Origin of the sequence: Pseudomonas sp. WS 5071 (genome assembly GCF_012985765.1) — a bacterium.
GTDB classification, from domain to species: Bacteria; Pseudomonadota; Gammaproteobacteria; order Pseudomonadales; family Pseudomonadaceae; genus Aquipseudomonas; species Aquipseudomonas lundensis_A.
Map to the genome: position 1 here is coordinate 61,895 of NZ_JAAQWY010000030.1, position 10,804 is coordinate 72,698.

At 61.0% G+C, this 10,804-nt stretch carries 1 protein-coding gene; it reads left to right on the forward strand.

Going from position 1 to position 10,804, the window contains the following annotated elements:
• Positions 1-461 precede the first annotated feature (461 nt).
• Positions 462-10,118 carry an autotransporter-associated beta strand repeat-containing protein gene (locus tag HBN61_RS17870; protein ID WP_170047449.1) on the forward strand — a complete coding sequence of 3,219 codons (9,657 nt, stop codon included), beginning with the start codon at positions 462-464 and terminating at the stop codon, positions 10,116-10,118.
• Positions 10,119-10,804 lie beyond the last annotated feature (686 nt).

A 10,804-nucleotide genomic window follows, 5' to 3' on the forward strand; every position in this document is an offset into this window, starting at 1 on the left:
TTCAATCCCAAGTAGATGGCTATCTGCAAGCAACCAGTCCAAATGGACTATGGGCATCAGACCCACTGCTGGTTAGTGTGTGCGGCTGTTATATCGAGCATTTTCTTTGAGCAGTTTTCTAGGTATCGCTCAACGGGTTCTCATTGAATGAAGAGTGCACGGATCACCATAAAGTCTCACTACTAGAAACGCTAAGGATGAGCATGCTGCCTGCACGGCATTCTTTTTAATCAAGCCTGGTCTCCTCGTGCTGAGTGCCTCCCTCTCTTTTTGATTCGCCAGGCGGGGGTTCGATTGTCAGGCAATGGGGTGGGAATCGTCGGTTAGGGCAGCATAAGCAGCACTTTCAGGCCGTTCTCTGTGGCGTGGCCTAGGGGATGTAGGACTCGGCTTATCGTCCGCTGAATCGCTGATGGCTGCTCACTAACAATAATGAATACCGACATCAAAGGACTGAGCCGATGAATCACGTTTTTGCGCTGGTGTGGAATGCCTCGTTGGGCTGCTGGGCGGTCACTCACGAATTCAGCAAGCGTTGCCGCAAAGGCTCGCGTTGTTCGGGCAAGTTGGCATTGGCAGCTTTGCTGCTGAGCACGGGGTTCAGTTCATCTGCCTTTGCAACTTGTAGCACGGCTGGATCGACTGTCACTTGCACCGGCGTGCCGGTCCTTCCGCTGTTTCTCAACCAATACTCAAGTGCCACCAATGGCCTGACGGTCAACGTCAACCCCGGCGCGCAGATGAACGCCATCCTCGGCGGCCATGTGATGGACCTGACCGGGGTGAACATTTCCCTGAATAATTCTGGCACCCTCGATCCAGCGCTCTTCGGCTTCGTATCGATACTCAGCGGCGGTGCATTCATTGGCACGGGCGCGACCAGTGCCGTGAGCGTGCTCAACAACGCCAGCGGCATCATGCGCGGTACCGGGATGCTGCTTGGGCTCAACCTGACCAGCATCGACGGTCTGGCAATTGGCGTGAACAACGCGGCGTCAGGCATCACCAGCATCACCAACAACGGCACTATCACCTCGACCGGCCTGTCGACCGGCGGCATTACCCTGGCCGATACCCCAGTGATCGGCGTCTATGGCGGCTCGCAGGTCAACATGACCAACAGCAGCACCGGCGTCATCAACGGTCGGATAGCGTTCGAAACGTCGGCGGCGGGCAATACCTTCGCCAACGCGGGTAGGATTACCGGCGGCGTATCGATGGGCGCGTGGAGCACCAACACCTTCACAGCGTTGACTGGTTCTTCGGTGCAGGTCGGTGACGGCGTGCAGACCAGTGTTGGCCTTGGTGGTCTGGTCAATATCAACCTGACGTTCGCCCCAACGGGCACGGTCGATGGTGGCGTGGGAGGCACTAACAGCCTGATCCTGCAAAACCAGGTGGGCGTTGGCGGAGGTACTACGGGGGACGGTACCGCCTCAAGCGCTACCTACGTCAACTTCAACAACCTGATCCTCAACAGCGGTAACTGGACATTGCAGGGGCCGTTGGTGAGTGGCTCGACCACGCTTAACGGCGGTATCGCCCAGTTCAATAACAATGCGACCTTCGGCAGCGGTGTGATCATCTCCAACGGCGGGATCATTGAAGCTAGCAATGCCGGTTTGAACGTGAGTAACGGAATTCATCTAGGCGCTGGTGGTATAACGGTGCAAGGCAGCAACGCCACCACACTGAGCGGGGTGATCTCCGGTAGCGGCGGCTTGACCAAGACCGGTAGTAACGGCAGCCTCACCGTCAGCGGTGCCAACACCTATCTGGGCAACACTACGCTCAGTGGCGGTACCGTGCAGGTCAGCAACAATAAGGCGTTCAGTACCGGCACCCTCAACATCACCAGCGCGACGACATTGAGCGCGCCGGGAATCATCAATCTGGCCAACGCTATCAGCCTCGGTGGAACCTTGACGGCCGGTGGCACTGGTGCATTGACTCTCGGCGGCTTGATCAGCGGCAGCAGCGGCCTGACCAAATGGGGTACTGGCAACCTCACCGTCAGCGGCGCTAACACCGGTTACACCGGCACCACTATCCTGAGCGCCGGCAGCCTGGTGGTGACCAATAACAACTCGCTGGGCAGTGGGGCACTGAACACCGCCGCTGGCACCACTCTCGACAGCACCACCAACGTCACGTTGGCCAATAACATCAGCATGACCGGCGCGCTCAATGTGCTCGGCAGCAATGCCCTGACCCTCGTCGGTGAGTTGAGCGGTACCGGCGGCATCACCAAAAGCGGCACAGCCAGCTTGACCCTGACCGGCAATAACAGCAACTCAGGCAACACCGCCCTCAATGCCGGCACGTTGTTGGTTGGCAGCAACACCGCGCTGGGAACTGGCGCGCTGAGCGCGGCCGAGGGCACCACCCTCGACGCCAGCACCTCGGTTACGCTGACCAACGCAGTCTCGCTTGGTGGCAACCTGAACATCGGCAGCAGCGCCAACGTCAGCCTCGGCGGCATCGTCAGCGGCAGCGGCGGCTTGACCCTCAACGGCAACAACAGCTTCAGCGGCGGCACCACGCTCAACGACGGCACGCTAACGCTAGGCTCTGCCAACGGCCTGGGCAGCGGTAGCCTGATCGTCGGCAGAGCGGCGACGCTGGATAACAGCGCTTCGCTCGGCATCGGTAACGACATTACGCTGAACGCCGGGTTGACCGTCGCGGGCAACAACGATTTGAGCTTGAACGGCATCATCGACGGTGCCGGCAGCCTGACTAAAAACGGTTTGTCGGACTTGACGTTGGCAGGTAACAACACCTTCACCGGCAACACCGCTATCAATGGCGGCACCGTCGGTCTCAGTGGTTCGCTGGCCAGCGCGCAGGTCAACGTCAACAGCGGCGGCACCCTGACCGGCACCGGTTCGGCGCTCGGCTCCGTCAACGTCAATAGCGGTGGGCATCTGGCGTTGTCGTCGGGCAACCAACTGTCGGCGGGTTCGCTGACCCTCGCAGCCGGCAGCAACGTCGATGTGACGTTGGGCACACCATCGACCACCTCGCTGATGAACGTCGGCGGCAACCTCACCCTCAACGGCAATCTCAACGTCAGCGATGCTGGCGGTTTCGGCGTCGGTGTGTACCGTCTGTTCAACTACACCGGGGCCCTGACCAATCTGGGGCTGGATGTCGCCAGCGTACCGTTCGGTTATGGCCTCGGCGATCTGGTGGTGCAGACCGGCGTGGCCAATCAGATCAATATCCAAGTGTCGGCGCCGAACGTTAACATTCGTTATTGGGACGGCAGCCAGACTATTCCCAACGGCGTTGTCGACGGTGGCAGCGGCGCGTGGAGCGCGGTCGGTACCAACTGGACCGACGCCAACGGTCTGGTGAATCAATCTTGGGCGGGTGACTTCGCGGTGTTCCAGGGCACCGCTGGCAACGTGACGGTGAACGGCACGCAAGTGTTCACCGGCATGCAATTCCTTACCGACGGCTACAACGTGGTCAACGGTGCGGCGGGGCAACTCACCGCGGTCAACGGCAGCGGCGGCACTGCCGCTTTGCGCGTCGATCCGGGCGTGACTGCGACCATCAACGCCAACATCAATGGCAGTGGCATTCTCAATAAGCTCGACAGCGGCACGCTGGTGCTAGGGGGTGCCAACGCTTACACCGGCGGCACGCAACTGGACGGCGGCAAAATCATCGTCGGCAGCAACACCGCGCTCGGCACGGGCACGTTGACGGCGAATGCCGGCACGCAGCTGGACAGCAACGCGGCGGTGACACTGGCTAATGCGGCAACGCTGAACGGCAATCTCACCGTGCTCGGCAGCAATTCGCTGACCCTCAACGGCGTCATTGGAGGTACTGGCGGCCTGATCAAAAACGGCGTGGCGAACCTGACCCTCAGCGGCTACAACGCCTTCCTCGGCCCGGTCGCGCTGAACTCAGGCGGGCTGATTCTGGCGTCGAACTCAGCGCTGGGCTTCGGCACCTTGAATGCAGCGGGCGGCACCGCGCTGGATGCGAGCACGGCAGTTTCGCTCAACAACGCGGTCAATCTGGCCGGCAACCTTGGCATCGTTGGCACGGCTGATCTGAGCCTCGCCGGCACGGTCAACGGCGCCGGCAGCCTGAGCAAATACGGCGCGTCGAACCTGACCCTCAGCGGCAACAACAACTTCCTCGGCGGCACCACCCTCAACGCGGGCACCCTGATCGTCGGCAGCAACTCGGCGCTGGGCCTGGGCAACCTCACCGTAGCCGGCGCCTCGGCGCTGGACAGCAGCAGCGCGCTGAGCCTGGGCAACAACGTCGTGATCAACGCCAATCTGAGCAACACCGGCAGTAACAACCTGACGCTTGCGGGAGTGGTCAGTGGTGCGGGAGGTCTGATCAAGAACGGCACGTCGAACCTAACGCTCAACGGCATCAATACTTACACGGGCGGCACCACGGTGAACGCCGGCACGCTGACACTCGGCACCGGCGGTTCACTGGGCAGCGGCGCGCTGAGCGTGGCCGGTGCCTCGACCCTCGACAACACAGCACCACTGGTACTGGCCAATAACCTCAACGTCAATGCCAATCTGGCGCTGGCCGGTAACAATAACCTGACCCTCGGCGGCATCATTGCTGGCGCCGGCACACTGACCAAGTACGGTCTGGCCGACGTGACGCTGAGTGGCAACAACACGTACAGCGGCACGTTCGATGCGCTCGCTGGCAGCCTGACCACGCTGAGCAGCGGGGCACTGGGCAATAACGCCACCGTCACTCTCTCCGTTGGCGCGGCGCTCAATCTGGGTGCTTCGGCCAGCCTCGCCAGTCTCACTGGCAGCGGCACGGCGTTGATCGGTACCGGTAATACCCTGAGCCTGGGCGGCAACAATATCAGCAGCACCTTTGCCGGGAACCTCCGCGGCGACGGTGGACTGACCAAGCTAGGCAACGGCACCCTGACTCTCAGCGGCATCAGCGACCTCACCGGCGACACCCTCGTCAATGCCGGCATGCTGCAGGTCAACGGCTCACTGGCCAGCGGCAATGTGCTGGTCAACAACGGCGGCACCCTAGGTGGCAGCGGCACGTTGACGGGTGCAGTGACCGTGGCGGATGGCGGTCATCTGGCGGGTGTTACAGGCAGCACTCTGTCGGTGGACTCACTGGTGTTCAACGGCAACTCCAAATTCGACGTGGGCCTGGGCACACCGGTGTCCGGTGGTGGTAACGGGCTGGTCAACGTCGGCGGCAACTTGACACTCGACGGCACACTCAACGTCAGTGACATTGGCGGATTCGGCAGCGGTGTGTATCGCCTGATGAACTACACCGGCGGCCTGACCGACAACGGCATGCTGATTGGCACCGTGCCGGGCAGCGTGACGCCGGGCGATCTAACACTGCAAACCGCGCTGGCGAATCAGATCAACCTGTTGGTGAGCGTACCGGGCGTTACCGTGCAATTCTGGGACGGCAACCAACAGCTCGCCAACGGCTCAGTTGAAGGCGGCAGCGGCACATGGGGCACCGGTACCACCAACTGGACTGACGTCAACGGCACTACCAACCAAGCCTGGACCAACAACTTCGCGGTGTTCCAGGGGGCGGCTGGCACGGTGACCGTCAACGGTGCGCAAACCTTTACCGGCATGCAATTCGTCACCGACGGCTACACAGTGGTCAACGGCACAGCGGGCCAACTGACGGCCGTCAACGGCAGCGGCGGCACTGCCGCTCTGCGCGTGGATCCGGGCGTGACTGCGACTATCGACGCCACTATCAATGGCAGCGGCATCCTCAACAAACTCGACGCCGGTACTTTGGTGCTCACCGGCGCCAATGCCTACACCGGCGGCACGCAACTGGACGGCGGCAAAATCATCGTCGGCAGCGATACTGCGCTGGGTACTGGTGCGTTGACGACGAATGCCGGCACGCAACTGGACAGCAACGCGGCGGCGACGCTGGCCAACGCGGCGACACTCAACGGCAACCTAACCGTAGTCGGCAGCAACAACCTGATCCTCTCAGGCGACGTCAGCGGCGCGGGCGGATTGATCAAGAACGGCGCGTCGAGCCTGACGCTCAACGGCATCAACACGTTCAGTGGTGGCACCACACTGAACGCCGGTACGTTGACCCTTGGCACGGGCGCGTCTTTGGGCAGCGGCGCGCTGACCGTGATCGGTGCTTCGACCCTCGACAACGCCGCGCCACTGGTACTGGCCAATAACCTCAACGTCAATGCCAATCTGGCGCTGGCCGGTAACAATAACCTGACCCTCGGCGGTGTGATTACCGGGGCTGGCACGCTGACAAAAAACGGCGCGTCGAACTTGACCCTCAGCGGCAGCAACAACTTTCTCGGCGGTACCACGCTGAACGCTGGCACTTTGACCGCCGCTAGCAACTCGGCGCTGGGTCTGGGCAACCTGACCGTGGGCGGTGCCTCGACCCTCGACAACACGTCGCCACTGGTGCTGGCCAATAACATCAACGTCAATGCCAATCTGGCGCTGGCCGGTAACAACAGCCTGTCCCTCGGTGGTGTGATCGCCGGCACCGGCACGTTGACCAAGAACGGGCTGGCCGACGTGACCCTGAGCGGCAACAACACTTTCAGCGGCACGTTCGACGTGCTCGCTGGCAGCCTGAACACGCTGAGCAGCGGGGCACTGGGCAATAACGCCACCGTCACTCTCGCCGCTGGCGCGGCACTCAATCTGGGTACCTCGGGCAGGCTGGGCACTCTCACTGGCAGCGGCACGGCGTTGATCAGTACAGGCACCACCCTGAGCTTGGGCGGCAACAATATCAGCAGCACCTTCGCTGGCATCCTCAGCGGCGACGGCGGTATGACCAAGCTCGGCACGGGTACGCTGACCCTAGGCGGCATCAGCGACCTCACCGGCGACACCCTCGTCAACGCTGGCACTCTGCAGGTCAACGGTTCACTGGCCAGCGGCAATGTACTGGTCAACAACGGCGGAACCCTTGGTGGTAGCGGCACGTTGGCCGGTGCCGTGACCGTGGCAGATAGCGGTCATCTGGCAGGTGCTACCGGCAGCACTCTGTCGGTGGGTTCACTGGTGTTCAAGGGCAACTCTAACTTCAACGTGGGCCTGGGCACACCGGTGTCCGGTGGTGGTAATGGACTGGTCAATGCCGGAGGTAGCCTGACCCTCGACGGCACGCTCAACGTCCGTGACATCGGCGGTTTTGGCAGCGGCGTGTATCGTCTGATGAACTATACCGGTGGCCTGACCGACAACGGCATGTTGATCGGCACGGTGCCGGGCAGCGTGACGCGGGGTGATTTGATGCTGCAAACCGGGCAGGCCAATCAGATCAATCTGTTGGTCACCACTCCAGGTGTCGCCGTGCAATTCTGGGACGGTAATCAACTGATCGCGAACGGCTCGGTCGATGGCGGCAGCGGTATCTGGGACACCAGCACCACCAACTGGACCGACGTCAACGGCAAAACTAATCAGGTGCGGTCCAACAATTTTGCGGTGTTCCAGGGCGCGGCTGGCACGGTCACTGTCAACAGTGCACAAACCATCACCGGCATGCAGTTCGCTACCGATGGCTACAGCTTGGTGAATGGCGCGGCGGGTTCGCTAAGCCTGGTCAACGGTGAGCTGGGCAATGCCACGGTGCGGGTTGATCCGAATGCTACGGCGACCGTTGGTACCGCACTCAATGGCAGTGCCACCCTCGGCAAATATGACAGAGGTACGTTGGTGCTCAACGCGGCCAACGGTTACACCGGTGGCACGGCGCTCAACGGTGGAAAGATCGTGGTCGGCAATAACGCCGCGCTCGGTACCGGCGCGCTAACCGCCGCCGACAGCACTGTGCTGGACAGCAACGTCGCGGTGGCTCTGGGCAATAATGTTGTGCTCAACGGCGCATTGAATGTCACCGGCTCGAATGCCTTGACCCTGGGCGGCGTAGTCAGTGGCACGGGTAGCCTGATCAAGAGTGGCGCGTCCAGCCTAACCCTCAATGGCAATAACAGCTACAGCGGCGGCACCCTGCTCAATGGCGGTACCCTGGTGCTGGGCAGTAACGCTGCGCTGGGTAGCGGTGCCTTGGTATTTAAAAGCGGCACGACGCTGGACAGCAGCAATACCGCCAGCCTGTCCAACGCGGTCGACCTCGACGGCAGTCTGACTCTGGCAGGCAGCCATGACCTGACCCTCAGCGGTGTCATCAGCGGCAACGGTGACTTGAACAAGCTGGGTGCCAGCACGCTGACCCTGAGCGGCAACAATACCTTCAACGGATTGCTGAACGTGCTCAATGGCAGCTTGACCCTGATCGGCAATACCGGCCTGGGCAACGCCGACCTGAGCGTTGGCAGCGGCGCCTCGGTCAGCGTCAGCGGCCTCAACAATCTCGACGCCCTCAGTGGTTCGGGTGCGTTGATGCTGGCATCCGGCAGTACTCTGCAGGTGGGTGAAGGCGGGACCAGTAGCGTCTATGAGGGATCGATCAACGGGGATGGCCAGATCGTCAAGGCCGGTATCGGCAAGCAGGAGCTCAATGGCCAGTCGACGGTCGGCGGCGGCACCCGTGTATTGGCGGGCAGCCTGATCGTCGGCAGTGCGGCGGGTTCCACCGCCAGCCTGGCCAGTGATATCGATGTTGCCAAAGGCGCCATGCTGGGCGGCCATGGCACCGTCATTGGCGATATCAACCTGGCCAGCGGCGCGACCCTCAACCCGGGCAACTCCATTGGGACCCTGAAGGTCAACGGAGACTTGCGCTTCAACAGCGGGTCGACGTTGGTCATTGAAGCCAACCCTGACGGCCGTTCCGATCGGGTGATCGCCTCCGGCTCCGTCGCGCTGGACGGTGCAAACCTCAGCGTCCTGGCCAGCACCGGCAGTTGGGCGCCTAACACCCCGTACAACATCATCCAGGCTAACAACCTGACTGGCACCTTTGGCAGCGTCAGCAGCAACCTGGCGTTCCTCATGCCTTTGGTGTCGTACGCCAGCAATGGCGCGACCCTGAACCTTGCGCGCAATGACGTCGCGTTCGCTTCCGTGGCGCAAACCTACAACCAGCGTGCGGTGGCAGGTTCTCTGGACAGCGCAAGTTCGGGCGCCGTGCATGACGCGGTCGCGGCATTCAGCGCCGATCAGGCGCGTGCGGCCTACAACAGTCTGTCGGGGGAGATCCACCCTAGTACCCGCGGCGCGTTGTTCAATGACAGCCGCTATGTGCGCGATGTGATCGGCACGCGTCTGCGCAGCGCCCAGGTCCAGCCCCACAGCGAAGGCGTGCTGCACGTTGACGTTGATAGCAATATGACCTTCTGGGTAAATGGTTACGGCAGTTGGGGCGACAGCGAGGGCAACAGCAACGTCGCCGACCTCGACCACAACAGCCAGGGCATGCTGATGGGCGTCGACATGCCATTAAATGACACTTGGCGCGCAGGCGTGGCGGCGGGGTACGGTAATACTGACCTGGACGCCAATGCCCGCAACTCTTCAGCCAAAATCAACAGCACGTCGTTGACCGCCTACCTGGGTGGCCAGTGGGATGCCTTGCATCTGCGCACTGGCGTCTCCCATGCCTGGAACAAGGTCGAGAGCAGTCGTCATGTGCAAGTCGGCAGTCTGCAGGAGCACGTCAAGGCCGATTACGACGCCAGCACCCACCAAGTGTTCGCGGAGCTGGGCTATGACGTGCAGGTGGGTAACCTAGCGCTTGAGCCTTTTGCCGGCTTGGCCCATGTTGAAGTCGACAGTGACAGCTTCCGCGAACAGGGCGGCAGCACGTCGCTGAGCGGCGACAGCGAGAAGGACAGGGCGACCTATTCCAGCCTCGGTCTGCGCGCCAGGACGGCGTCGGCTGAAGTGGCCGGCGTACCCCTGAGCGTGCAAAGCAGTCTGGCATGGCAGCGGGTGCTTGATGAGCCGGGTGAGAGCAGTCGCCTGAGCCTGAATGGCTATGACAGTTTCACCGTCAAAGGCGTGCCAGTTGCTCAGGACACCGCCCTGGTGCAACTGGGTGTCAGCGCCAGACTGGCTCCGCAAGCGAGCCTGGACCTTGGCTACTCGGGACAGATAGGCGATGGCTACAGCGACCACGGTGTGCGTCTGGGGCTCAACATCGCGTTCTAAATAACGGGCCTGCGAGGTGCAATGCCTCGCAGGTTTGTAAAAACTCTTCGATGAACAGGACCACAGCGATGACAACCATGGCCGCTCCAGAGAAACCAATGACTAGTAAAGCGGCGGCCGGGCGTACACGAAGAACAACCCATAACTGCTACCGTCACCCCTGACTGGGCCAAAATATAAAAGATGGTTGGCGACCAAGCTGCCAGCCCCTCCGGTGATATCCCGATAAATTGCATCCTTGACGTAGAAGCGCACACTTAAATTTTGGCGACGCGTCTTTCCACACCCTGAGCGAGAAACAGCCGTTTATAGATTGGGGGGAACAGTTACTTTTGAGCCATTACCTTCATAAATCTGAACATCTCATCGCTCCCCCCTTCTTGTTGAGGCTGAACCGAAACGTGGTTTGGGTCCGGATGAAATTTATTGTAGAACTCAACAATCTTGAAGCCACACTTATTTACATAAAAGTGAATGTTTCGCTTCTCAAAATACGGGGTAACGGTTTCCCATACCTTCGTGTTTGGATACTCTCGCTCGATTGCCTCCCATGCTTGAATGTAGTGGTCAACTAATCCCGGACACGACGTTAAGTTTTTCTTCGGCCCGGGCTGGCGCCAACCCACCGTTGAATTGGTGGGGTCGAACCCAGTTGTACCGATGCATCAAGAAGTGGCTGATATCGC